Raw genomic sequence first — 24,910 nt, 5'->3', positions numbered from 1 at the left:
TATATTAAAATAAGAAGTGGGAAATTTAGGAGGGATTAGGGGTGCAATTAACACTTTTAACAGAATCACAAATAGCTCATTTGGCATTACCGGATAATATAAATGGATGCCACTGGCTAAGGATAAAGAATTCCAATAACCAGTGGGAAAAACTGATATGTATTGAGGGAGCCATTCAAAATTGGATTATGTCCTCTAACCCTAATATTATGATTTATGATGAAGAAGAACATACCCTTGTAAAAGAAATCGTATTAGAACCTCTAAAATTTTATAGTGTAAGATTTTGGGCAGATACGATAGGGTTAATATATACGGAACCAGTAACAGAAGATAGAAAAAAATATAAGAAATATAAAATCTGTAATAATAGTACTTTAACAATTGGACGTAGTTCTGATAATGATATAGTATTTCAGAATCCTTATGTATCTTCATTTCATGCAAAATTAGAAATACATAACGGTATATTGGAGTTAAATGATCAGCAAAGTTCTAACGGTACCTATGTAAATGGGCAGCGTATTATTCAAAAGGAACTTGAGATCGGTGATGTTATATATATTCTCGGATTTAAAATAATTATTGGAAATGATTTTATATCTTTAAATAACCCAGATAATAAAGTATTGATTTGTGATAGAAATTTGTTTCCATATACACGAAGTAATTTAATCGAAGAACAGTATGTTCAGAATGAAATAGTAGTTGATGATATATTTTATCGTTCTCCTAGATTTAAAAGAGATATAAATCATGAGAGAATAAGAATAGATTTACCACCTCAACAACAGAATCAACAGCCCATGCCTTTGGCTCTAACGTTAGGTCCATCGCTGACTATGGGTATGGCATCTCTCTCTATGGGGGCATTTACGGTTGTGAATGCTGTTGTTAATGATACAACTTGGTTGCAAGCAGCACCCAGTGTAGTGATGAGTAGTAGTATGTTGTTAGGAACATTAATGTGGCCAATATTAACCAAAAAATATGAAAAAAAACAAAAATCTAAACGTGAACAGCTAAGGCAGAACAAGTATGCAGAATATTTGGAAAACAAACGGATTGAGATCAGAAGAATATGCCAAGCTCAACAAGAAATTTTGCTTGAAAATTATATTTCTATTGATCAATGTATCGAGTTAATAAATACACGTAAACGTTCTCTTTGGGAGAAGGCTCCTTGGCATAATGATTATCTTCACGTTCGCCTTGGTATTGGTATACGAACTATGTTTGCAGAAATTGAATTCCCTGAAAAAAGGTTTTCACTTGATGATGATAATCTTCAAGAAGATATGTATCATCTTGTATCAGAACCTAAGTTACTAAAGAATGTGCCAATCACATATTCTTTACTTGAGGAATATGTTAGTGGTGTCATTGGTACTCATGAAACAGTTATTCCATTTATACGAGGTATGATTCTTCAATTAGCAACTCTGCATAGCTATGATGAAGTTAAAATGATCTTTCTCTATGATGAAAAGGATTTAAATTTATGGAATTTCGTTAAATGGTTACCGCATACATGGAATAATCAAAAATCTTTTCGATATATTGCTAGTAATCATGATGAATTAAAAGAATTAAGCGTATTTTTAGATCGGGTAGTTAGTGAGAGGATTGCAGATAGAAATGTTGAGGGATTCATATATGAACCATACTATATTATTTTTTCTAGTAGTATGGAGCTGTTACTAAAACTGGAATCACTAAATACTCTAATGAAGAGTGATAAAAATCACGGCTTTAGTATTGTTACAATAAATGATAATATACATAACTTACCGAAGGAGTGCTCTATTGTTGTTGAACTTGAGAATGATAGAGGGAAGCTTTACGATAAAGATGATGTTACTGGGAATAAGTTAGAATTTTATCCTGATATCAATATTGGTGATGAAATAATTAATTATACAAAGCAATTATCCAATATACACCTTGATATATCAAAACAAAGTTTTAAGTTTCCGGAAATGGTTACTTTCCTTGAATTGTTTCAAGTTGGTAAGATTGAACAATTAAATCCATTACTCCGGTGGAATGATAATAATCCAACACTGACGTTACAAACGCCAATAGGTGTGGATGCAAGAGGAGATATATTCTACTTAGATTTGCATGAAAAATATCATGGACCTCATGGTTTAGTTGCAGGTATGACTGGTTCTGGTAAAAGTGAGTTTATAATAACATATATTTTATCTATGGCAGTGAATTACCATCCGAATGAGGTTGCTTTTATACTTATTGATTATAAAGGTGGTGGGCTAACAGGTGCCTTTGAAAATGATAAGGTAAAATTGCCTCATTTAGCAGGTACAATAACAAATCTAGATGGCGTGTCAATCAAAAGATCACTTATATCGATACAAAGTGAATTACGGAGACGACAAGCCGAATTCAATGAGGGCAGACGTTTATCAAACGAAGGAACAATGGATATATATAAGTATCAGAAGTTATTTAGAGAAGGTATTGTTAAAACTCCAATGCCTCATCTGTTTATTATATCAGATGAGTTTGCTGAATTAAAAGCTCAACAGCCAGAATTTATGGAACAATTAATCAGTGCTGCAAGAATAGGGCGAAGTTTGGGGGTACACTTAATATTAGCTACTCAAAAGCCTGCGGGAGTTGTAGATGATCAGATATGGAGTAATTCTAGATTTCGCGTTTGTCTAAAAGTGCAAGAAAAAGCAGATAGTATGGATATGATTAAAAGACCTGATGCAGCAGAATTATCTAATACGGGAAGATTTTATCTACAGGTTGGTTTTAATGAGTTTTTTGATATTGGTCAATCAGCATGGTGTGGAGCTCCGTATGTACCATGTGAGCGTCTAGAAAAGAAAGTAGATAATAGTATTCAAATTATTGATAATCTAGGAAGAGTAATTAAAGAAGCTAAACCAAGGAATGGATTGATAAGTAATTGTAAGTTAAAACAAATTGTTATTATAACAGATTATTTATCCAAACTTGCAAAAGAAGCTAAGGTATCGGTTAGACCTTTATGGTTGGAAGCAATTGCACCAGTAATTGATTTAGGGTATTTAAAGGAAAAATACGGTGTGATTGATGTAGATGATATGAATTTAAATCCAATTATCGGAGAATTAGATGATCCATTCAATCAATCACAGAGATTGATTACAGTTCCTTTTAGTAGCGAGGGTAATACCTTAGTATATGGTATATCTGGAAGTGGTAAAACAACCTTTATTACAACAATGCTTTATCATCTGATGCAAAGTCATTCTCCGAGAACTCTTCATACATATATTTTAGATTTTGAGGCAGAGACATTAAGAGCATTTTCACAGGCACCACATGTAGGAGAAGTGTTATTAAGTAGTGATGGTGAAAAAATAGATAATCTATGGAAAATGTTATATAATGAGATAGGAAAAAGGAAAAAAATGTTTTCCGAATATGGTGGGGATATGTATCATTATCAAAAAGCAACCAAAGAAAATATTTCGAACATATTAATTATAATAAACAATTATTCTGCGTATGCTGAAAGCTATCCAGACACTGAAGAAAGTATAATTTATTTAGCTAGAGAAGGAACTAAATATGGAATTTACTTTTTATTATCTGTTTCAACACCAACTGGAGTTCGGCTTCGATTACAGCAGAATTTTAAACAAATATTTTTATTACAATTAAATGACAGATCAGAGTATTCTGCCTTAATAGGTACTACAGAAGGGGTATATCCATCCAAGTATAAAGGCAGAGGAATTATAAAGACTGAGCATACATATGAGTTTCAAACGGCGTTTGTTACAAAGAAAACTGAGAATGTTTTTGATATTGTGATGGAGTTTTGTAAAAATTTAAAAGGCAATTATAATGTTTCGGCAAAACGTATACCAATTCTACCAGAGAATGTGAGCTATGAATTTTTACTAGATTATGTAGAAGATTTTACTGCTGTACCAATCGGTGTTGAGAAAAAGTCTTTAAATATTATTAAAAATGACTTCACACCTTATATTAATCTTACATTGGCAGAAGATAAAGCCTTGTTACAGGATTATGCAATTGGTTTAGCGAATATACTAAAAGCTACTGCAGATAAGGTGGAAAAGAATGCGCAAATTATAGTGTTAGATTCGGGGAATATGTTAAATGAAAATGAGCTAAAGAAAGGGATTCAGTACTACTCTAAAGAATTGGAAATAAAGGTCATAGAGATGTTCCAAAACTTAGTAACCCGAAATAATGCTCAACATGATAATGACAAAGAGGAACTTAATCTATTAGATTATCCACGCAATATATATATAATTACATCAATGAAATTCTTAATGGAACAGCTATCAGAGGATGGAAAAGATAAATTAAGGGTACTCTTGGAAAAAGGAGAAAAGTCTTATCAGGTTAGCATTATTATTTTAGAAGAAGCTAGCCAAGTAGTAACGTTTTCCTCATCGGTATGGTATCGTAAACATGTGAATGGAAGCACAGGTGTATGGTTAGGAAACGGATTTTGCAATCAATATGTGCTAAAAGTGAATAAAACTTCGAATGATCTTTATCAAGACATTGGAGAAGAGTTTGGGTATATTTTAGAAAAAGGGAGATATGTATTAATTAAATCATTAACATCAACTAAGAAAGAGAGGGTAGAAGGTTAAATGATGGAAAAGGTATTAGTAGAAGTCTATTTACCAATGGCTAACCAGACTTTTGAAGCATTTCTTCCAAAGATGTTAACCATAGAGGAAGTTATCATTCTACTCTCTCGAATGCTTGAAGAATTAGCAAGCGTATTTTACTCTAGGACGGAGAATGAAGTGTTATGCAATAGGGAAAGTGGAGAAATTTATGATTTGAGTAAAACGGTTGAGCAGCTTAGAATTATGAATGGCTCGAAACTTATGTTGATTTAAGGGGGAGTAAAGATGTCAGCAAATGATTCTTTAAATTCAATAAACAATGCATTAACTACTTACAAGGGCAGTCTATCACAAGCTTGGACTGCTTATGAGGTACAATACTTTATTCAGGCAATTGATAAAGAAAAAAGGGAGATAGGTAGCATATGCAGTGATATATCCGACCTATATTCAACGATTCAGAAAGCTTATCAAGATATACGAGATGAAGAAGAGGAGCGGGCTAGACAATTGGCTTTAAAAGTTAAATAGATCATCAAGTGCAGGATGTTTCTAGATGTTTAAGTAGCAGATTTTAGTAGGTGTTATTTTTACTTTGTTTGAAGGGAGGTTAGGGGATGGCCTTGATATCTGTGGATACGGAATCCATAATACAGGCAACTTCAATATTATTTAAGAAATTGCCAGATGTGCATTCAGCTAAGTTAGATATAATACGATTGCAATCGAGCCTTTCTAGTGATGTGAAGGGGCGTAGAGGGATTGACGGAAAGATATCCAGTATTATAAGTAAGATAAGTAGTTTGGACGGAAGAATTAGTAATATACCATCAACAGCACAGTTTGCTATGTCTACATACAAGAATGCAGAAAGAGAAATCTACAATAAAGGAATACAAAGTATAGGATTCCCTGCTAAAAATGTAAATGAGTCTTATTTTATAGATCAAGTTGCAGAATTTGTTAAGGATTTATTAGATTTTAAAGATATAATGTATAAGATAGATGAGCACCTTGCTCGTATGTTTTTACTTAATGTTAAAGCTCAAAGTAATAAGCTAACTGCTTCATTGTTAACGTATAAGAATATTAATACATATGGGCTCTTAAATGCTTATTATGAGGAGGGAAAGAATAAGTACAGTGCAGGAGTTTCATTATTTCAATTGATTAGCAATAGTCTAACCCTTAATGCACTTGGGTTAGACTTTAATAAGTCTAGACATAAGGTTCAAGTAACTGGATATGGGATAAAGGTAGAGAGTGACGAGGATGATTCACTATACCTATTAAAATCTCAATTTACTGCAAAAGATTCATTAAAATCAAATTATAAATTAAAAATTGACAATGAAAAAAAAGAGAAGCTTTTTGAAGATTTAGGATTGAAATCTCCTACCTTAAGAGATAAGGTAGATAATTATGAGTATAATCCTAAAACAGGAAAATGGGAAAAATCAGATGGGTTAACTAATGCAAAGCGTTTAGGGACTCTAGTAGGACAAGGTATTGGAGTATCTGGCTCTGTTAGCTTATTGGAAGGTACATTATCAGGGAAATCAGATTGGGGAAAAGGTTCTATATCCGCTAAAGTTGGTAATGCAGAAGGAGCAGCTAGCTTAAATGCAGGGTTATATTATGTTGATAAAAGTGGAAATAAACTAATAAGCCCTGGTGTGGGCGCAAAGGTTGGCGGAAGTGTCAGTGCGCTTGAGATGAATGCAAATGGACAAATTGGTACTGATATGTTAGGTGTTTATGGTAAAGGTCAAGTATCTGCACTTAAAGCAGAATCTAAGGCAAGTGTTGGGCTTGGTATGGTGAATGGAAAACCTGAATTGAGCGCAGGAATTGCTGCAGAGGCTATTTTGGGAGAAGCAAGCGGAGAAGTAGGACTTAATGTACTTGGCGGAGAAGTTGGAGCTAGAGCTGCGGTGAATGTTGGCATAGGAGCAAAAGCAGATTTTGGTTATGCTGATGGTAAAATAAAATGTCAATTAGGAGCTTCTTTAGGAGTAGGTTTTGATTTGTCTCTTGAAGCCGATATAGGTGGAATGGTAGATACGGTTGGTGATGGAATGAATTATGTCGGTGGCAGAATTTATGATGCAGGTAATTATATATTTTCATTAATTGATTAGAAAGGATAAAGTATGATTATTGCGGGCCTATCTATTTTATTTTTTGCTAGTATTTTCTGGGGTTTATTATATCTGGTCATGAAAGGGAAAAAGAATAAATATCCGGAAGAATTTTGCAATGCGAACGTTCTAGGATATGGGGACGCAGCGAGATATACGGACCTAATCGTACACTTTTTTCTTGATGGAGAGAGTATTACTGTTGATACAGATGTAGTTGATCGTTTTGATTTTCCAGTTGGTTCTGAGGTAAGAATATCATTTCATCGTGACAATTTAGGAAAAAGATTAACTTTATTTGGTGATAGTGATAAAAGGAGCGGATTTGTACGTATTGCTACACCCAAATATATAGAGTCAAGAAGAAAAGATTTGAGGAATACAAAATTATTATTTGCTGTAATAGCTATAAGCCTAACAGCGGTATCTATTATCTTTATTACTTTAGGTTTATAATAGGGTGTTTGATAAGAATTTTGATATGATTCAATGAAAAGCATTGTCTTATAATGTTTAAATAATTATTACAGGAAAAACATATAACAATATATGTTTGATGAAATGGAGGTTTCTATGAAAAATTATTACCCTATCGGTACAGTAGTCTTATTAAAGGACAGCAGTAAAAAACTAATAATTATCGGTTATTGTCAGATGGAAGTAGATGGAGAGCATAAGATTTGGGATTATGCAGGTTGCTTATTTCCAGAAGGGTATTTAGGTGCGGATAAGACTTTTTTATTTGATAACGAGCAGATCGATAAAGTTTTTTATTTAGGATTGCAAGATGAAGAACAATTACAATTTAACGACTATCTTGAAGAAACAATGGAAAAGAAAAAGTTTAAAAACAAAGAGAATGAATAGAGTGAAAGGGGATATAGAATGTTAGAAGGTTTATTACCAGTTGGAACTGTTGTATTATTAAAAGAAAGCACACGAAGACTTATGATTATTGGAGTTTGTCAAAGAGAAGTTGCTTCAGATGTGATTTGGGATTATGCTGGCTGTTTATATCCAGAGGGATATATGGGGGCGGATAAGGTTTATCTATTTAATCATGATCAAATAGAGCATATATACTCTATTGGATATCAAGATGAGGATCAAAAAGCTTTTAAAGAAAAAGTAGATATATTATGTGATGAGTTAAGGAATAGATAAGTTTCAAAAATTTGTGTATATTGATTTCGCTTATGTTAATAATTAGCAGTTAGAGGGTAAAAACAAAACAATTAATAGATTGAGGTGTAGTAATGATTTTAAAAATTATTTTATTATTAATTACAGTATTTAGTTGGTTTTTATTAGTTAGAATAACATTATTTAATAAAGCCAAAGTAAATGAAAATGGTATTGCTGCAAAAACAATTACATCAGGTGTAAAGCTAGTAGCTGGGATAACTGCTGTTAGTTTATTAATTGTAACAGGAATTTTATTCATTAACGATTCCATATTATTTAATGAACAAGAAAAAGTTATTCAGGTGGATAAACAGGGAAACAAGCTTCTTCCGATAGGGTCTGTGATTCTGTTAGAGGATAGTACTAAAGAAGTAATGATTATTGGCTATTGTCAATATGAAATTGGAACTAATGAAATATGGGATTATGCTGGCTGCCTATATCCAGAAGGTTACATGGGAGCAGATAAAACATTTTTATTCAATTCAGATCAAATAAAAGAGATAAGTTTTCTTGGCAAGGAAAGCGCAGAACAACAAGAATTTGCGGATTATGCTAGTAAGATTTTAAAGGATGAGAGGGAGAAGATGCGCTAGATACTGTCATCATTATTAGTTGCTTAATATATCTGTTACTATGGGAGAAATATCTATAGTAACAGTTTTTTTATGTATGATTGGGATTACGGTAGATAATAATCTAAAGATTGGAGTTCATAATTGAAATATACATACGAAATTATGCAATCATTATGTATTTCATAGAGTTATAAGAACAAATAAAAATCGCCTATAATTTGTATTTGGCTTGACAAATAAAACCAAAGGGGGTACGATACTTTAAGTGTTTGATTTTCGAACAATATAAAATAGAAGTGAATTCATAGTATATTATGCAATAGGGTAATAGGTTGAAAGAGGGATTATATTGGTAGAAAATAAAGGTATTTTGTTGGATAATGAGTATACTATCATGTCGGAAATTGTCGGGAATGAAAAGATTACACAGAGAGAACTTTCGAAAAAATTAGGGGTATCAGTAAGCACCGTTAACGTGTTGATTAACAAGATGATCAGAGAAGGCTTGATAAAGATGACACAAGTATCCCATAAGCAGGTATTGTATATGTTAACACCTGTAGGTATGATGGAAAAAGCAAAAAAAACTGTTAGCTATCTCAAGATTCATTATCGAATTATTTATCAGACAAAAGAGAAGTTAAAATTAATTCTAGAAGGCTTGTCTCAGGAATACGATGGAATTTTTTTACTGTTGGGCAATGATGAGATGAGTGGAGTATTGAGAATCGCAATTGATGAAATTCAAGCTTCTTACAAGGAATTTAAGATTGTGATTATTGAAAAAAAAGAGAAAGTAGAATTTATACATAACCAAATACATGTGTTGATACATATGGCGATTAATGAAGATGATTTAAGAGAATATACTAAAATAGATAATTTAAAAGTGATTAATTTAGCTGAGAAGTTATAATGATTCTAGATTATAAAATATATGGTTTCTAGTTTATTAAATGCAATTAGTATTATTCTGTTTAAAATGTTATAGTATTATAATGTAATTATACAAAAAATATACATATACTCTTTGAAAAGGAAGGATTACAGTTATGGTAGAGAAGAATAGTAAAATATGGCTCTCTTCACCACATATGAGTGACGAAGGATATGAAATGCAGTACATACAAGAGGCATTTGATGCGAATTGGATTGCACCACTTGGAACGAATGTAAATGAATTTGAGAAGGAATTAGCAGCTAAGGTTGGTGTAAAACATGCTGCTGCCCTGGTTTCTGGAACCTCCGCTATCCATATGGCATTAAAAGCGGCTGGAGTTAGGGAAGGAGATGTTGTATTATGTCAATCGCTTACGTTCTCAGCAACAGCTAATCCAATTATCTATCAAAATGCAATACCGGTTTTTATAGATAGTAATTATGAAACCTGGAACATGGATCCAGAGGCTTTAGAAGAGGCTTTAGAGAAATATAGTAATAAAGTGAAGGCGGTTATCGTTGTTCATCTATATGGTCTTTCCGCAGACATGGATAGAATTGTAGAGCTTTGCGCGAAGTACAAGGTCGCATTAATAGAAGATGCAGCAGAAAGTCTAGGAACTACGTACAAAGGGAAATATACGGGAACTTTCGGTGATTATGGAATATTTTCTTTTAATGGAAATAAAATCATAACAACTTCCGGAGGAGGAATGCTTGTTTCTAATAATGAAGAAAGAATTAGTAAAGTAAGATTTTGGTCTACTCAAGCCAGAGATCAAGCTAGACACTATCAACATAGTGAGATAGGTTATAACTATAGAATGAGTAATATTGTAGCTGGAATTGGTAGAGGTCAGCTTAAGGTTTTAGAGCACCGAGTTGCCAAGAAGAAATACATCTATGAGTTTTATAAAAGAGAATTAGGTGTACTTGATAATGTAGAGATGATGCCCATGAATGAATGGAATGACTCTAATTGTTGGCTAAGTTGCATTATTGTAAGTGGAAAAGTCAAACCGCTGGACATAATGAAAAAATTAGAAACGAATAATATTGAGGCAAGACCAATATGGAAACCGATGCACATGCAGCCTATATTTGAGCAATATGATTATATAGGAACGGGTGTTTCTAATAAGCTTTTTGAAAATGGTGTTTGTTTACCAAGTGATACGAAAATGGCAGATGAAGATTTATATAGAGTGTGCAATATTATTAAAGAGTTATGGACAGAGGAAGCACATAAGTAGATATAGTAACTGTTGCTGAGAAATCAACAGGAGTACAATGATATAGAGTGACATATACCGATTATTGTTTTTCAAATATTCTATAAGTCGTTAATGTCTATTATACTTTGAGTAAGAACTTACATTCATTAAATATATGACATTTTATTTGAACATGCACATAAGCTTACACATCTTTTTTAAAAAAACTAGGACTTGAGAAAAATGAAGCTGAGAAAACTGAAGAAGGGATGTATCTTCTACGTTTTATAATGTATAATAGGTGGAAGCTTTAAGAAAATTTATAGCATAATTAAGGAGCTGAGAAATGAAGCGTAAGAGGGGATTTTATGAAAAGTTTATAAAGAGACTACAGGACTTGATTCTTTCTTCGATTGCACTTGTTATTTTAAGTCCAATATTTTTGCTTATTGCAATTTTGGTAAGGATAAAATTAGGTAGTCCTATATTATTTGTACAGGAACGTCCAGGATTGAATGAAAAAATATTTAAAATGTATAAATTTAGAACCATGACGGATAAAAAAGATGAAAATGGAGAACTTCTACCTGATTCAGTAAGGCTTACCAAATTTGGAAAGATATTAAGAGCTACTAGCTTTGATGAACTTCCAGAACTATGGAATATTATTCGTGGTGACATGGCAATAGTAGGGCCAAGACCTTTGTTAGTTCGGTATTTACCACTATACGACAAAGATCAAAAGAGAAGGCATGAGGTTAAGCCGGGACTATCAGGACTTGCTCAGGTAAATGGGCGTAATGCGATTAGTTGGGAAGAGAAATTTGATCTAGATATTAAATACATAGATAGTTTATGCTTTGTTAATGATTGGAAGATAGTTCTTTTGACGTTTAAAAAAGTGTTTGTTAGAGAAGGAATAAATTCAGAAACATCAATAACAATGGAACCTTTTAATGGAAATACTAAAAAAGTATAAACAAGGAGCTAATGATATGAATATTAGAACAGTGACTATTTTAGGTGCTAATGGGGCGATGGGGTGGAATATATCTGGTGTCTTTGCTTCGTTTGGTAATGCAAAAGTGTATATGGTATGTCGTGATATTGAAGCAGCAGAAAATGCAAAGCTAAAGGCAAGCACATCTGTTAAAGCAGAAGCAATTGCGGAAAAATTAATTCCTAAGACATATGATGACTTAAAAGAATGTATCTTATCCTCTGATTTAGTATTTGAAAGTGTCGCTGAAGATATTAGTGTAAAAAAAGAAGTTTATCAAAAAATAGTACAATACATACAACCACATACTATAATTAGTACAGGTACTTCAGGGCTTTTGATTAATAAACTTAGTATGTGTTTTGATGAAAATATAAGAAAAAGATTTATGGGAATTCATATGTTTAATCCACCATACAACATGACACTTTGTGAAGTTATACCTTCTACATATACAGATGTGAACCTTCTTGCTAATATAAAAACTTATTTAAAAACTGTTCTTTATAGAAATGTGGTAGAAATAAAAGATGCACCAGCATTTATGGGGAATAGAATAGGTTTTCAGTTTATAAATGAGGCAATGCAGTATGCAGAGATGTACAAAGATAAAGGTGGCATTGACTATATCGATTCAATAATGGGACAATTTACAGGAAGAAGCATGGCACCACTTAATACAGCAGATTTTGTTGGACTGGATGTACATAAAGCTATTGTTGATAATGTTTTCAATAACACAAATGACTATGCTCACAAGACATTTGTACTGCCTGAATTTGCATTTAAGCTGATTTCAGCGAATAAACTTGGAAGAAAAACTGGCTGTGGTTTATACCAAACTGTTGTTGGTCCAGATGGTAAAAGAACAATTAATGTATATGATATTGCTTTAGGAGAATTTCGTGCTAGAAAAAACTACGCTTTTCCATTTGTTAAAAAAATGATTGAAGAGTTCAAAATTGGTAATTACAAAGAAGCTTTCGAACATCTAATAAATGATCAATCGTTAGAAGCAACGATATGTATTAGCTTTTTGATTAAATATGTTTTATATGCTCTTGTTACGACGCGTGAAATTGGTGAGAATATTCATTCTGCTGATGATGTTATGGCGACAGGATTTAACTGGATTCCTCCACTTGCTGTTATCGATGCTTTTGGCGGAGTAGAAACTTTTAAATACATTGCACAAAAAAAGTTAACATTGGAGTTCCTTTCTCAAATAAATCTAAATGATGTATTAAGAGATATACCTAAGTCTAATTACGATTATAGACCATTTTTTAAAGCGAAATAGGAGAAATGAGATGGATAAAAGAGTATATATTATAGGCGGGGCTCAGACTGATTTTTCACGTAATTGGAGCAAAGAGGGAAAAGGAGTTATTGCGTTATTAAAAGAAGTGATTGATGATGGTCTTAAGAATATCAATGTTACATACCACGATATTATTGAATTGAATAAGAAAGGTAAAGTAGCGTGTTTTGTAGGAAATTTTATCGCGGAGTTATACGTAAATCAGGGGCATTTAGGTGCATTACTTACAGAGGTTAATCCAGCCTTTTATGGTGTACCTTCTGCAAGATATGAAGCGGCCTGTGCATCTGGATCAGTAGCTTTAGATGCAGCTATTACTAAGATCAAAGCAGAGGATTATGAGCTTGTTTTAGTAATTGGTTGGGAACTTATGAAAACAGTTGATGCAAAAACTTGTGGAGATTTCTTAGGAAGAGCAGCATTTTATCAAGAAGAGGCATTAGGGGTTGAATTTCCGTTTCCTAAGCTATTTGGACAATTAGCTGACGAATCTATCATTAAATACAATATAGATGAAGAAAGATATTTAGATAGTTTAGCAAAAATTTCAGTAATAAACTATGAAAATGCGAAAAGGAATCCTAATGCACAAACGAAGAAGTGGTTTATGAGTGAAGGCCAGGCTAAGGCGCGAGGAACTTCAACGAATAGTATCATAGGTGGTAAACTTGCAATATCAGACTGTTCACAAGTTACAGATGGAGCAGCTTTTGTAGCATTGGCTTCTGAAAAGTTTGTACGAGATCATTATAATTCAAATAAATTTCCAATTGTTAAAGGATGGGGACATAGGGTAGCACCTATGAAATTTGACACAAAATTGAATGAAAGTTCTAATAGCAAATATATACTTCCATGGACCAGACAAGCAGTCCTTGATGCATATGAAAGAGCTAATTTAGGTGTGGATGACATTGATTTCTTTGAAACTCATGATTGTTTTACTTCAAGTGAATATGCTGCGATTTCTGCTTTTGGCATTACAGAACCTGGTTTGGAGTATGAAGCTGTTGAGAGTGGTAGAATAGCTTTTGGAGGCGATAAACCGATTAATCCAAGTGGTGGTTTAATTGGTTGTGGGCATCCTGTTGGTGCAAGTGGTGTAAGAATGTTCTTAGATTTATTTAAGCAGGTTGCAGGCGAGTCTGAGGGATACCAGTTAAATAAAGCTGATAACGGTTTGATGTTAAATATTGGTGGAAGTGCTACCACTAACTATGTGTTTATTGTTGGGAAAGAATAAGGTGTTAAAATATAATGAAAAAAATAGTAATAGTTGGTGTTGGTGGATTTGGTAGAGAAGTTGCATGGCTTATTGAAAGAATAAATAATATTAAACCAACATGGGAGATTATAGGCTTCGTTGATGATAATATATCTTTACATGGAAAAATAGTTGGGGGATATAAAGTTATAGGAGACACTGATTGGTTAAATGTACAAGGTGAACAAGTATATGCAGTTTGTGCTATAGGAGCAGCAAAAACAAGAAAGAAGGTCATTCAAAAATTAGATAACGTAAAGTTTGCTACATTGATAGACCCCAAAGTTGAGCTGTCTAATCGGGTACAAATAGGAGAAGGAACCATTATCTGTGCAGGTTCAATCTTAACAGTTGATATTAGTATAGGTTCCCATGTTATTATTAATCTTGGTTGTACAATTGGTCATGATGCTATAATTAATGATTTTGTTACTTTGTATCCTAGTGTGAATGTATCTGGTAATACGCTATTTCAAGAGTGTGTTGAGATAGGTACTGGAACTCAGATTATTCAAGGTATAAAGATAGGAGAAGAGGTTATAGTTGGTGCTGGAGCGGTGATAGTTAAGGATATTATTGAAACTGGGACGTATGTTGGGATTCCAGCGAGGAAGATAAATTAGCTTAGGAAATGGGTCTGCGAATGTTTGTATCGCTTGTTAATGGGTGAAGAACTTGAATACAATGAAAATTATCGAGATATTAGGATCCAAGAAGTGCATTCAAAAATTAAAGATTTTGTAATAATAGAATTCTTAGAATATTTTTATATAGTTTTTTCTGTTTGGATGCTATAGAATATATGAATTAGGAACACGTACTGGAGTTCCAGTGAGGATAATTAAAAAATGAATATATTATTTTTAACATTACTAGATTTTTCAAATATAAATGAAAAAGGTATCTATACTGATTTATTGAGAGAATTTGTAAAAGATGGCAATGATGTTTATATCATTTCTCCCACAGAAAAACGTAATAATAAAACAACAAGGTTATTGCAGAGTGGAAATACAAAGATTCTAAAACTTCAAATAGGAAATACTCAAAAAACTAACTTATTCGAAAAGGGTATCTCTATATTAACTTTAGAGTCGAAATTTAAAAAAGGAATAAAAAAATATTTTGGTAACATTAAATTTGATTTAGTAATATACTCAACACCACCAATTACCCTAGCAAAAGCAGTAGAGTTTGTAAAACGAAGAGATAATGCTAAAACATACTTACTCTTAAAAGATATATTTCCTCAAAATGCAGTGGATTTAGGAATACTCAAAAAATCTGGTATTAAAAGCTTTGTCTATTGGTTCTTTAAAAATAAAGAAGAAAAGTTATATAAGATTTCAGATTATATTGGATGTATGTCTGAAGCCAATGTTAATTATCTATTAAATAATAATCCATCAGTTTCAAATAAGATAATTGAAGTATGCCCTAATAGTATAGAACCTATAGAAATAAATATTACAGAATGTGAAAAAAATCAAGTAAAAATGAAATATAATATTCCGATTGACAAGACGATTTTCATTTATGGCGGGAATTTAGGAAAACCGCAAGGTATTGAGTACTTAATCGAATGCTTAAGAGCGAATGAAGAAAATCATCAATCATTTATCCTAATAGTAGGATCAGGAACTGAGTTTAATAAAATTAAGAATTATTTTGATAAGGAGAATCCACAAAATGCTAAACTATTAGATCATTTACCTAAAATTGAATTTGAAGTATTAGCTAATTCATGCGATGTAGGATTAATCTTTCTTGATAAAAGATTTACGATTCCTAACTTTCCGTCAAGATTACTATCTTATATGCAAGCTAGTATACCAATTATAGCAGCAACTGATATTAGCACTGATATTGGAATGGTTGTAGAGAGTGGAGAGTTTGGCTTATGGTGTGAAAATGGTTATATATATAAATTTAACCAGCATTTAAATAGACTTTGTTGCGAAGATTTACGCAAAAGAATGGGTAAAAATTCAAGAATATATTTGGAAAATAATTTTACTGCAAAACATTCATATGAGATTATTATAAAACACTTTAAATAAAGGAGATAGATTTAATGTTTAAAGATAAAACTTTAATGATAACTGGTGGTACAGGTTCTTTTGGTAATGCTGTACTTAAAAGATTTCTTGATACAGATATAAAAGAAATTCGAATTTTTTCTAGAGATGAAAAGAAACAAGATGATATGCGTCACAAATATAATAATGATAAAATTAAATACTATATAGGAGATGTAAGAGATCTACAGAGTATAAAAAATGCACTACATGGAGTTGATTATGTATTTCAAGCAGCAGCATTAAAGCAGGTACCATCTTGTGAATTCTTTCCTATGGAGGCGGTTAAAACTAATGTTATAGGTACAGATAATGTATTAACTGCTTGTATAGAGGCAGGAGTTAAAAAAGTAATATGTTTATCTACTGATAAAGCAGCTTATCCTGTAAATGCCATGGGTACATCAAAAGCAATGATGGAAAAAGTAGCGGTAGCTAAGTCAAGAACTGTAGACCCAAATAAAACTTTAATTTGCTGTACAAGATATGGCAATGTTATGTGTTCTAGAGGTTCAGTAATTCCATTGTTTATAGAACAAATAAAATCAGGACAACCATTAACAGTAACTGAACCAACTATGACTAGATTTATAATGAGTCTTGAAGAAGCTGTAGAACTTGTAATATTTGCTTTTAAAAATGCTGAGAGTGGAGATATTATGGTGCAAAAAGCACCAGCAACTACTATTGAAGTATTAGCACAGGCAATAAAAGAACTGTTTCATGTTGAAAATGAAATAAAAGTAATAGGAATTCGCCATGGAGAGAAAATGTATGAAACATTACTTACTAATGAAGAATGTTTACATGCTATAGATATGGGCGACTTTTACAGTGTTCCTGCCGATAAAAGAGATCTTAATTATGATAAATACTTTAAAGAAGGAAATCAGGATAGAAATAAATTATCAGAATTTAATTCAAATAATACTAAATTACTTACGGTAGAACAAACAAAAGAAAAACTGCTTACATTATCATATATAGTAGAAGAAATAAAAGCATGGGAGAATAGGTAATGAAAATTTTGGTTACTGGTGCAAAAGGATTTATAGGAAAGAATCTTATTGCAGAATTAAGAAATCGAAAATACGATGACATTCTAGAAATTGATATAGATACTGATGCGTCACTTTTAAATGAATATGTTAAGGAATGTGAATTTGTTTTTCACCTTGCTGGGATAAATAGGCCAAAAAGTGATGAAGACTTTATGAAAGGAAATTTTGGATTTACTACGGAACTTCTTAACAAATTAAAAGAAAGTGATAATAAATCACCAATTCTGATTACTTCCTCTATACAAGCAGAATTAGATAATCCTTATGGAAAAAGTAAAAAAGCTGGTGAAGAAGTAATCTTAACATATGAAAAGGAAACAGGAAGCAGGGCATTAGTGTATCGCTTACCTAACGTATTTGGAAAATGGTGTAGGCCTAATTATAATAGTGCAGTTGCAACTTTTTGTCATAATATTGCAAATGATTTAGAGATTCAAGTTAATGACCCAACTGTTATTATGAACTTAGTATATATTGATGATGTTATAGATGAATTTATTAATGCTCTAGAAGGTAGAGAGAATAAGTTAAATCAGTATTGTTTTGTTCCTGTTGTTCATACTGTGTCACTTGGTAACATAGCAGAGTTGATTCAATCATTTAAGGAAAGCAGAATGAGGCTTTCTATTCCAAACATGAATAATGAATTTGAGAAGAAGCTATATAGTACGTATTTAAGTTACCTACCTAAGGATAAATTTAGTTATCCATTGAAAATGAATGTAGATGAAAGAGGTTCTTTTACTGAGTTTATCAGGACTTCTGACAGAGGACAAGTTTCAGTTAATATTTCAAAACCTGGTATTACAAAAGGAAATCACTGGCACCATACTAAAAATGAAAAATTTTTAGTAGTAAAAGGAAAAGGTTTAATTCAATTTAGAGAGATTCATAGCAAAGAAGTAATTAGTTATCATGTTACTGGAGATAAATTAGAAGTAGTCGATATTCCAACTGGATATACTCATAATATTATTAATGAGGGTGACACTGAATTGGTTACAATTATGTGGGCAAATGAAGCTTTTAATCCTGAAAAACCTGATACATATTTCCTTAAAGTTGTTGAATAGATAGAAAGGAACTATATTAATGAATAAATTGAGAGTAATGACTATTCTTGGAACTAGACCTGAAATTATTAGATTATCAGCTTGCATAAAAGCTTGTGATAAATATTTTAATCATATTTTAGTCCATACTGGACAAAATTGGGATTATACCTTAAATCAAGTTTTTTTTGACGATCTTGAACTTAGGGCACCTGATTATTATCTAGAGAGTGTAGGTAAAGATCTAGGAGAAACAATGGGTAATATAATTGCAAAGTCTTATGAACTATTGCAGGAAGTTAAACCTGATGCCGTATTGATTTTAGGTGATACCAATTCAGCTCTTTCAGCAATATCAGCCAAAAGGCTAAAGATTCCTATTTTTCATATGGAAGCTGGTAATCGTTGTTGGGATTGGAATGTATCAGAAATGATAAATAGAAAGATTGTTGATCATATTGCTGATATAAATATGCCTTATACAGAACACTCTAGACGATATTTATTATCAGAGGGTATTGATGGAAAAACTATATTTGTAACAGGTTCTCCAATGAGAGAAGTTTTACGGAACTATATAGACAAAATAAAAAAATCAGAAGTGTTAGAATGTTTAGGATTAGAAAAAGGAAAGTATATACTATTATCAGCACATCGTGAGGAAAATATTGATCTTGAAGAAAACTTTATGTCATTAATGACATCAGTGAATCAAATTGCAGAGAAATATAAGATGCCTATTATTTATTCAATGCATCCTAGAAGTAAAAAATTCATAGAACAGCGTGAATTTGTTTTTCACCCATTAGTTAAGAGTATGAAGCCTTTTGGTTTTATTGATTATAATTATCTTCAAATGAACGCTTTTTGTGTTATGTCAGATAGTGGAACACTATCTGAAGAAAGTGCAATGCTTGGATTCCCAGGAGTACTTATAAGAACTTCTACAGAACGTCCTGAAGTTTTAGATAAAGGAACGGTTGTTATAGGAGGTATCAATGGTAATGATGTTGAACAAGCCGTTGAATTGGCAGTGTCAATGAATAAAAATGGTGAGGAACTTGTTATAGCTGAAGATTATACTGATACCAATGTATCTGCTAAGGTGGTAAAAATTATTCAAAGTTATGCAAAAATCGTTAACATAACAGTTTGGGGTAAATAAATTTTTAAAAAAGTTATGATTTGAAAAGGATGAAATACTAATAAATGAATAGGTATGATAAAAAAATGAACAGTGTACCTAAAGTCCTGGTAATTAGCGGAAATTGTTTTAGTACACAAAAAAATAATGGAAAAACATTAGGTAATATTTTTAAAAATTGGCCTAAAGAAAAATTAGCGCAATTATATATCTATCCTGAGTTTCCAAATAGTAATGTTTGTAATAATTATTTCAGAATTACAGATACAGAATCATTAAAATCATTACTTAAACATAATGAAAAATGCGGAGGCGTAGTTCAATTACGGCATGAACAGGAAGATAATACAAAAGCAATAGTTTACAAAAGTAATTGGAAAAATTGGCATATTTCTAGATTTGCAAGAGAATTCATATGGATTGGAGTACATTGGAAAGATGGCCTACTTAACTGGGTAAATGATTTTAAACCTGATATAGTTTTTTATGTAGGAAGTAACTATGCATTTTTATCAAGGATGGTTGATTCTATATGTAAAGCAAGAAAAATTCCATTAATTATTTATTGTACTGATGACTATATTTTACCTAGGTTTACCATTATGCCATTTTTTCATATACATAGGATATGGATAGTATTCTGGTTAAAAAAGCTATTAAATAATAATAAATCCAAATTAATGACTATTAATGAATTTATGCAAGAAACATATAAATTATATCTTCATAAAGATAGTAAAATATTAATGAATATGATTGATATACCCCTACAGTGCCCAGAATATAGACAAAAAGATAACATTATAAGTATTCTGTATATTGGTAATCTGGGACTTAATAGGTGGAAAACTCTTGGAAAATTTGCTGATTTGATGAGCAAATCCCAATATTGTAATAATTTTTGCGTAGAAGTGTATTCTGGAATTGAACCTAAAAAAGATGAATTAAAATATATTACCCAAACATCATGCATGACGTATAAGGGTAGTTTGAATAAAGAGCAAGTTAAACAAAAACAAATGGAAGCAGATATATTATTACATGTAGAAGCTTTTGATTATAATAGTAGGAAAAATGTTAAACTCTCATTGTCTACAAAAATTACTGAATACATGTCTGCAGGCAAACCAATATTAGCTATTGGCCCTAAAGAAGTTGCATCAATAAAATTTTTACAAAAGTATGGTGGTGCAAATTGCATAACTAAACTCGATAAAAAAAATATACATAAAGTGCTATCTAACATGATTGAGTTTAATAATAGAAAAAATATGGGAATTACAAATTGGGAAAGCATAAATAGGATAATAAATTTAAATAATATGGATGAAATAATTAAGCAATCAATAAATGAATTAATAAATTAATTGTGAAAAATATTCGATATTAAATAAATATTCGATATTAAAAAATCCTCCTAATATGCATTAATAGTAAAGGAAAAGATGGAGAATACATGTGAATGAAAATATATTACATACTGGTATAAAAAAAATAATTAATGCAATGATAACGCAAATTTTTATATTGATCTGTTCATTAGTTACTGGTTTTATATTACCTAAATATATGGGAACAGAAATGTATGGATATTGGCAGATATATTATTTTTATTTAAGTTATTTAAATTTTATTACGCTTGGATTTAATGATGGTATTTCACTTAGATATGGTGGTGTTGAAGAAAATGAATTGCCATTAAAAAAAATACGTAGTGCAATACAAATACTCATGCAGTTTATTTTAATATTAATGTTTATATTTATCATTTTGTTAAAGATAGTAAATATCAATATAGAAATGTCTTATATTTATATGGTCCTTATATTGAGTATACCATGTGTTTGTATCATGAATATTATTGTAACTATATATTTATCAATTAATAAACAAAATATTTATAATAAAATTAATTTAGGGAACAAGCTTGCTAGTACTCTAATATATTGTATATTGTTATTAATAGGTATGAAAAATTTTAGAATAATTATAATGTCTGATTATATAGTAAGAATATTTATGACTATTATATGCATTGTAATAGGTAGAAAGTTTATTTTCGGCTCTAAGGATAATTATAAAAAAGGGTTAAAAGAAGTTCAAAGGAATTGCTCTATTGGTATATTTATAACTTTTGGTGCTTTAGCTTCTTCATTTATTCCAATGGGAGGAAGAATTGTAATAGAACATAATGAATCTATACAGGTATATGGTATTTTTTCATTTGCAATGTCATTATTAGGAATCATTGTGACATTTACTAATACTGCAGGAATGATTTTTTTCCCTATACTTAAAAAAATATCTAAGGAAAAACTATCAGCATATTATCCGAAAATAAAGGAAGCGTATAACTGTATTTTATATATTTCATTATATTCTTATATACCAGCAGTATTTATAATAAATCATTTTTTACCTGATTATAAATCAGTATTATCATATGCCTTTATTTTATTTGCAATGTGTATTCCTCTTGGAAAAATACAAACATTAGTTACAACATACTATAAGGCTTTTAGAATGGAACAACAGTATTTTTTTGCTAATTTATTTGGTATAATTTTAATGATTACAGGAACATTTTTTGTATATAATATATTTGAAACAGTACAATCGGTTGCAGTAATAACAACAATACTATTTACCATATGGAGTTATGGATTAGAAATCTATTTATTAAAAAAATTAAATTATATAATTAATATACATACTTTTGAGGAACTTTTTGTTATGTTAGTGTTTACTTTTTTTGCCAGTACTCAAAACATATTGATATTTCTAACAGGATATTCATTTGTAATATTTGTAATGTTTATTATTAAACGAAAAAAACTAGTATGTATTTGTAAAGAAATAACAAATTAATAAAAAATTTATATAGGGAGAAAAATATGAGCTTACTAAAGAACAAAGAAAAAATAAGAAGTATATATGTATATATGATAATACTATTTGCTTGCTTAATATTTCCGAATCCTATGAAAGGAATTAAAGATATACCTATGTTAATATTGGGAGTATTAGGGGGAATATATTTATTGTGGGATTTATTTAGTGAACGGCAGTTTTTAAAAGCTAAATATTTGGGTTTATTAATTTTGTCTTGTATTTTTTTTGCAATATCGATGATTGTTAATTTTGACAGTCAATGGCTTAGGAATACTAGAGCGCTTGTATTTGGAATTATATTTTATTTTATTTTATATTGCTGTAATGTAAATACTCCTAAAGAGGAAATTAAGAATCAATTAAGTATTATAAATAAAATAGTAATAATAGTTACATTTGTTTACGGTGTTATATCATTATTTTTATTTATATTACATATAGGTATAATATTTATAAATCCATTTGGAGATATATTTCCATTAGGATGGGAATTAAATCGTTTCAATGGTATATATGGTAATGCAAATGTAATAGGTCCTGCAGCGTGTATATCTGCCATTATTTCAGGGTTTGAATTGAAACTTAACTCTACTGGTATGAAAAAATATCGAATTTTTTTAATTAGTAATCAGATAATCCAGCTAGTTCTATTAATTGCTAGTGCAAGTAGAGGATCTTTTTTAATGTTGATAACAACCATTCTAGGAATTGTTTTCCCTTATATATATTCAAAAAAAAATAATTTTATATATACTATATTTAAAACAATATTAATTGGTATTATTTCTACGATTGGAATATTTATTATTAGCAGTTTTATTAATATAATAGTTATAAAGGAAGCAAGAACTTATTATGTAGACTTTAGTCAAAACGGATTAAGATTTGAGAAGGTAATAGTTGAAGATGAATTATCTAATCCAACATTAGCGCAACGTGTTTTAGGAATAGAAAATAGTAGTGAAATAAGTCAAACAGATAATCAAGACGAAAATAAGAATATACCAGACAATGAAAATGATGAAGTTACATATTCAAGCGGTAGAACAAAAATATGGAAAAGTGGATTGCAGGTCTTAAAAAATCACACTTTTTTAGGAGCAGGTCTTTATGGTTTAGAAGAACACATGCGAGATGAATCAGATTTATTCCAAGGAGAAAGCGCTACATTAATTGAACAAAATTACATTCATTATTTTTCAATACATAATGATTTTCTACAGGCATATGTTTCAGGTGGTTTAATTGGAGGTAGTATATTTTTATTATTATTTATTTTGATTTTTGCTTACATTATAAAAAAAATATTTATTGTTATTAAGAGAAAAAGTGATAATTTTAAAGAATTAATTTATTACAATGGCTTATGTTTAGGATTTGTAGCTTCATCATTTTTTGCTTTTGTATTATATTTTAATGCAGGTAGTTTAGGGATTTTATTTTGGACATATTTAGGCTATACTATGTACTTTGCAAGAAATGTAGTTGAGTAATATAAACGATAGCTTTTTGTATTTTACTTTTTTAACCTTTCACCACTTGCGTAGACATACCTAAATGAGTGGTTACTTTCTTTATTGTAGATTTCCTGTAAATTGCCACCTTTATCTCATTTAGAAGGATTTCATCAAGATAAGTACTTGTTATATTAACTTTCTATTTATTTTTAAAGAACTGCATTGTTTGGTTTGGTGAACATTCAGAGTTTTCAGAAGATTACATTCCATAGAATCCAGAAGTTTAGAAAAGAAGCAAAAGTAAATAATGGAGAAGTACCTACCAGAGGATCTGGCAATTATGAAAGTGATGAAGCAAAAGTTTATTTAATACGTGAGCGCCTAATTTTAGGGGTATGCTAAAAAAGATTTCGGGGCCATACGTTAGGCTTCCGAAATCATCTCATTACATTTTTGGTTGCAAAGCTGCTGAACATTCTCATCCCAAGGAGCGAGTTTGGAAAGCTCCTCATCTGTCATACTATCACTAGGTCGCTGTTCAAATAAGAACTTTAAATATTCATATAGATTTAAATGATAGGACTTAGCCATTTCAACAATGGTAAGAAAATGAGTTCGCTGTTGCACCATCCGTTGTATCACTAAAAAACCAATTTTTTCTTCCTACAGTTACTGGGCGTAATGCATTTTCGCTAAGATTGTTGCTCAAACTGCAGCGTCCATCTTCGTAAGCGTCAACTGAAACACGCCTATTAAAAAATACCACATTCCAGTATAATGATTCTGGATGTGGTATCAATTTATTTTTTGACCTTACATTTTTCAGGAATAGAATCAGACCAAGGCAGCAATGTTTCAAGTTGCAGGTCATTGATCTTTTGTATCTGCTCAAAAATATATTCCATGTAATACATTGGTTTTAAATCATTTGCAATTGCTGTTTGTATTAA

The 24,910-nt window shown here is 30.9% G+C and carries 24 protein-coding genes; 21 read left to right on the top strand and 3 right to left on the bottom strand.

Translation table 11 applies throughout. The features are described 5' to 3' along the window. The first annotated feature begins 41 nt into the window (after window positions 1-41). The 21 genes from essC (at window position 42) to RTP52_RS07490 (ending at window position 23,996) form a co-directional block, all read left to right on the top strand. Window positions 42-4,652 carry a type VII secretion protein EssC gene (gene essC, locus RTP52_RS07590; protein WP_312370277.1) on the top strand — a complete coding sequence of 1,537 codons (4,611 nt, stop codon included), beginning with the start codon at window positions 42-44 and terminating at the stop codon, window positions 4,650-4,652. Between the two features lie 3 nt (window positions 4,653-4,655). Further along, a complete protein-coding gene (locus RTP52_RS07585; protein WP_312370274.1) occupies window positions 4,656-4,907 on the top strand; it encodes a hypothetical protein in 252 nt (83 codons plus the stop codon). Window positions 4,908-4,919: 12 nt separating this feature from the next. After that, the gene (locus tag RTP52_RS07580) at window positions 4,920-5,165 is read left to right on the top strand and encodes a hypothetical protein (protein WP_312370272.1); all 246 of its coding nucleotides are present in this window, start codon (window positions 4,920-4,922) and stop codon (window positions 5,163-5,165) included. A gap of 86 nt (window positions 5,166-5,251) precedes the next feature. Continuing rightward, the gene (locus RTP52_RS07575) at window positions 5,252-6,775 is read left to right on the top strand and encodes a hypothetical protein (protein WP_312370270.1); all 1,524 of its coding nucleotides are present in this window, start codon (window positions 5,252-5,254) and stop codon (window positions 6,773-6,775) included. A gap of 12 nt (window positions 6,776-6,787) precedes the next feature. Next, window positions 6,788-7,231 (top strand): hypothetical protein, encoded by a 444-nt coding sequence (locus RTP52_RS07570; RefSeq protein ID WP_312370268.1) that lies wholly within the window; start codon window positions 6,788-6,790, stop codon window positions 7,229-7,231. 117 nt (window positions 7,232-7,348) lie between these two features. Beyond that, window positions 7,349-7,642, top strand: coding sequence for a DUF4176 domain-containing protein (locus tag RTP52_RS07565; RefSeq protein ID WP_312370266.1), 294 nt, complete (start codon window positions 7,349-7,351; stop codon window positions 7,640-7,642). Between the two features lie 18 nt (window positions 7,643-7,660). Beyond that, complete coding sequence (locus tag RTP52_RS07560; RefSeq protein ID WP_312370265.1) at window positions 7,661-7,939, top strand: DUF4176 domain-containing protein; 279 nt, start codon at window positions 7,661-7,663, stop codon at window positions 7,937-7,939. A 92-nt stretch (window positions 7,940-8,031) separates the two neighbouring features. Beyond that, a complete protein-coding gene (locus RTP52_RS07555) occupies window positions 8,032-8,556 on the top strand; it encodes a DUF4176 domain-containing protein (RefSeq protein ID WP_312370263.1) in 525 nt (174 codons plus the stop codon). Window positions 8,557-8,887: 331 nt separating this feature from the next. Next, window positions 8,888-9,454 carry a winged helix-turn-helix transcriptional regulator gene (locus RTP52_RS07550; protein WP_312370261.1) on the top strand — a complete coding sequence of 189 codons (567 nt, stop codon included), beginning with the start codon at window positions 8,888-8,890 and terminating at the stop codon, window positions 9,452-9,454. A gap of 136 nt (window positions 9,455-9,590) precedes the next feature. Then, complete coding sequence (locus RTP52_RS07545) at window positions 9,591-10,730, top strand: DegT/DnrJ/EryC1/StrS family aminotransferase (RefSeq protein WP_312370260.1); 1,140 nt, start codon at window positions 9,591-9,593, stop codon at window positions 10,728-10,730. A 307-nt stretch (window positions 10,731-11,037) separates the two neighbouring features. Continuing rightward, the gene (locus RTP52_RS07540; protein WP_312370259.1) at window positions 11,038-11,670 is read left to right on the top strand and encodes a sugar transferase; all 633 of its coding nucleotides are present in this window, start codon (window positions 11,038-11,040) and stop codon (window positions 11,668-11,670) included. Further along, complete coding sequence (locus RTP52_RS07535; protein WP_312370258.1) at window positions 11,648-12,991, top strand: 3-hydroxyacyl-CoA dehydrogenase family protein; 1,344 nt, start codon at window positions 11,648-11,650, stop codon at window positions 12,989-12,991. Before RTP52_RS07540 ends, RTP52_RS07535 begins: the two co-directional genes overlap by 23 nt. Before the next feature lie 10 nt (window positions 12,992-13,001). Then, complete coding sequence (locus tag RTP52_RS07530; protein WP_312370257.1) at window positions 13,002-14,255, top strand: acetyl-CoA acetyltransferase; 1,254 nt, start codon at window positions 13,002-13,004, stop codon at window positions 14,253-14,255. A 14-nt stretch (window positions 14,256-14,269) separates the two neighbouring features. Next, window positions 14,270-14,899 carry an acetyltransferase gene (locus RTP52_RS07525; protein ID WP_312370256.1) on the top strand — a complete coding sequence of 210 codons (630 nt, stop codon included), beginning with the start codon at window positions 14,270-14,272 and terminating at the stop codon, window positions 14,897-14,899. Window positions 14,900-15,124: 225 nt separating this feature from the next. Beyond that, window positions 15,125-16,336, top strand: coding sequence for a glycosyltransferase family 4 protein (locus tag RTP52_RS07520; protein ID WP_312370254.1), 1,212 nt, complete (start codon window positions 15,125-15,127; stop codon window positions 16,334-16,336). 14 nt (window positions 16,337-16,350) lie between these two features. Continuing rightward, entirely contained in the window at window positions 16,351-17,373 is a 1,023-nt protein-coding gene (locus RTP52_RS07515; RefSeq protein ID WP_312370252.1) for a polysaccharide biosynthesis protein, read from the top strand. Further along, a complete protein-coding gene (locus RTP52_RS07510; protein WP_312370250.1) occupies window positions 17,373-18,488 on the top strand; it encodes a capsular polysaccharide biosynthesis protein CapF in 1,116 nt (371 codons plus the stop codon). The genes RTP52_RS07515 and RTP52_RS07510 overlap by 1 nt, the downstream gene beginning before the upstream one ends. Window positions 18,489-18,507: 19 nt before the next feature. Then, window positions 18,508-19,632: a non-hydrolyzing UDP-N-acetylglucosamine 2-epimerase gene (gene wecB, locus RTP52_RS07505; RefSeq protein ID WP_312370249.1), complete on the top strand. Its 1,125-nt coding sequence runs from the start codon at window positions 18,508-18,510 to the stop codon at window positions 19,630-19,632. Window positions 19,633-19,676: 44 nt separating this feature from the next. Continuing rightward, the gene (locus tag RTP52_RS07500; RefSeq protein ID WP_312370246.1) at window positions 19,677-20,978 is read left to right on the top strand and encodes a hypothetical protein; all 1,302 of its coding nucleotides are present in this window, start codon (window positions 19,677-19,679) and stop codon (window positions 20,976-20,978) included. A gap of 91 nt (window positions 20,979-21,069) precedes the next feature. After that, window positions 21,070-22,479 (top strand): lipopolysaccharide biosynthesis protein, encoded by a 1,410-nt coding sequence (locus RTP52_RS07495; protein ID WP_312370243.1) that lies wholly within the window; start codon window positions 21,070-21,072, stop codon window positions 22,477-22,479. A 26-nt stretch (window positions 22,480-22,505) separates the two neighbouring features. Then, entirely contained in the window at window positions 22,506-23,996 is a 1,491-nt protein-coding gene (locus tag RTP52_RS07490; RefSeq protein ID WP_312370240.1) for an O-antigen ligase family protein, read from the top strand. Between the two features lie 387 nt (window positions 23,997-24,383). Here the strand turns inward: RTP52_RS07490 and RTP52_RS07485 are convergent, their stop codons facing one another. From RTP52_RS07485 to RTP52_RS20530, 3 genes are read right to left on the bottom strand one after another with little or no spacing between them, the layout of a single operon-like run. Further along, complete coding sequence (locus RTP52_RS07485; protein WP_312370358.1) at window positions 24,384-24,590, bottom strand: hypothetical protein; 207 nt, start codon at window positions 24,588-24,590, stop codon at window positions 24,384-24,386. Then, the gene (locus RTP52_RS20360; protein ID WP_312370352.1) at window positions 24,553-24,831 is read right to left on the bottom strand and encodes an IS66 family transposase; all 279 of its coding nucleotides are present in this window, start codon (window positions 24,829-24,831) and stop codon (window positions 24,553-24,555) included. Before RTP52_RS20360 ends, RTP52_RS07485 begins: the two co-directional genes overlap by 38 nt. Further along, window positions 24,761-24,907, bottom strand: coding sequence for a hypothetical protein (locus tag RTP52_RS20530; protein ID WP_442913531.1), 147 nt, complete (start codon window positions 24,905-24,907; stop codon window positions 24,761-24,763). The genes RTP52_RS20360 and RTP52_RS20530 overlap by 71 nt, the downstream gene beginning before the upstream one ends. Window positions 24,908-24,910 lie beyond the last annotated feature (3 nt).

Source organism: Lachnoclostridium sp., assembly GCF_031997925.1.
Lineage (GTDB): Bacteria > Bacillota > Clostridia > Lachnospirales > Lachnospiraceae > Lachnoclostridium.
Note: the sequence above shows the minus strand (reverse complement) of the source record. Positions and strands in the feature narration are given on the sequence as shown.

Bases quoted from the DNA above. Each gene is read 5' to 3' on its own strand.
- RTP52_RS07580 (WP_312370272.1), top strand. From the start codon at position 4,920: ATGTCAGCAAATGATTCTTTAAATTCAATAAACAATGCATTAACTACT.
- RTP52_RS07520 (WP_312370254.1), top strand. From the start codon at position 15,125: ATGAATATATTATTTTTAACATTACTAGATTTTTCAAATATAAATGAA.
- RTP52_RS07530 (WP_312370257.1), top strand. From the start codon at position 13,002: ATGGATAAAAGAGTATATATTATAGGCGGGGCTCAGACTGATTTTTCA.
- RTP52_RS07535 (WP_312370258.1), top strand. From the start codon at position 11,648: ATGGAAATACTAAAAAAGTATAAACAAGGAGCTAATGATATGAATATT.
- RTP52_RS07545 (WP_312370260.1), top strand. From the start codon at position 9,591: ATGGTAGAGAAGAATAGTAAAATATGGCTCTCTTCACCACATATGAGT.
- RTP52_RS07490 (WP_312370240.1), top strand. From the start codon at position 22,506: ATGAGCTTACTAAAGAACAAAGAAAAAATAAGAAGTATATATGTATAT.
- RTP52_RS07510 (WP_312370250.1), top strand. From the start codon at position 17,373: ATGAAAATTTTGGTTACTGGTGCAAAAGGATTTATAGGAAAGAATCTT.
- RTP52_RS07585 (WP_312370274.1), top strand. From the start codon at position 4,656: ATGGAAAAGGTATTAGTAGAAGTCTATTTACCAATGGCTAACCAGACT.
- RTP52_RS07555 (WP_312370263.1), top strand. From the start codon at position 8,032: ATGATTTTAAAAATTATTTTATTATTAATTACAGTATTTAGTTGGTTT.
- RTP52_RS07565 (WP_312370266.1), top strand. From the start codon at position 7,349: ATGAAAAATTATTACCCTATCGGTACAGTAGTCTTATTAAAGGACAGC.
- RTP52_RS07485 (WP_312370358.1), bottom strand. From the start codon at position 24,590: ATGGTGCAACAGCGAACTCATTTTCTTACCATTGTTGAAATGGCTAAG.
- RTP52_RS07500 (WP_312370246.1), top strand. From the start codon at position 19,677: ATGAATAGGTATGATAAAAAAATGAACAGTGTACCTAAAGTCCTGGTA.
- RTP52_RS07515 (WP_312370252.1), top strand. From the start codon at position 16,351: ATGTTTAAAGATAAAACTTTAATGATAACTGGTGGTACAGGTTCTTTT.
- wecB (WP_312370249.1), top strand. From the start codon at position 18,508: ATGAATAAATTGAGAGTAATGACTATTCTTGGAACTAGACCTGAAATT.
- RTP52_RS07570 (WP_312370268.1), top strand. From the start codon at position 6,788: ATGATTATTGCGGGCCTATCTATTTTATTTTTTGCTAGTATTTTCTGG.
- RTP52_RS07575 (WP_312370270.1), top strand. From the start codon at position 5,252: ATGGCCTTGATATCTGTGGATACGGAATCCATAATACAGGCAACTTCA.
- RTP52_RS07525 (WP_312370256.1), top strand. From the start codon at position 14,270: ATGAAAAAAATAGTAATAGTTGGTGTTGGTGGATTTGGTAGAGAAGTT.
- RTP52_RS07540 (WP_312370259.1), top strand. From the start codon at position 11,038: ATGAAGCGTAAGAGGGGATTTTATGAAAAGTTTATAAAGAGACTACAG.
- RTP52_RS20360 (WP_312370352.1), bottom strand. From the start codon at position 24,831: ATGACCTGCAACTTGAAACATTGCTGCCTTGGTCTGATTCTATTCCTG.
- RTP52_RS07560 (WP_312370265.1), top strand. From the start codon at position 7,661: ATGTTAGAAGGTTTATTACCAGTTGGAACTGTTGTATTATTAAAAGAA.